The organism is Xenorhabdus santafensis (genome assembly GCF_033949405.1).
Classification (GTDB): domain Bacteria; phylum Pseudomonadota; class Gammaproteobacteria; order Enterobacterales; family Enterobacteriaceae; genus Xenorhabdus; species Xenorhabdus santafensis.
Map to the genome: position 1 here is coordinate 1 of NZ_VCDN01000460.1, position 283 is coordinate 283.

1 pseudogene is annotated in these 283 nt (G+C 33.6%); it reads right to left on the reverse strand.

Annotated features, from left to right (window positions below):
• Positions 1 to 283 (reverse strand): annotated as a pseudogene (gene gidA / locus FE392_RS23075) (tRNA uridine-5-carboxymethylaminomethyl(34) synthesis enzyme MnmG); the annotation flags it as partial.

Consider the following 283-nt stretch of genomic DNA (forward strand, 5'->3'; position numbering starts at 1 on the left):
ATAGCCTTCATACTTAGTCTGAATTTCAACTTGTTCCGTAACTTCATCACTTAATTCTACTTCGCTTGGTACTAAAAGATGAATATGCTCATATGTCATCTCTGGACGACGTAATAAGTCACTTGCACGTATTCCATCTTTCAATTCACTTCCGCCAATATTGCGAATTAATTCTTGAACTTCAGGACGTGGTTTAATAATAATGCTACTTAAACGTTCCTTTTCCTGTTCAATTTGTAATTTTTTATTTGTAAATCGCTCATAGCGCTCTTCTTTAATTAAT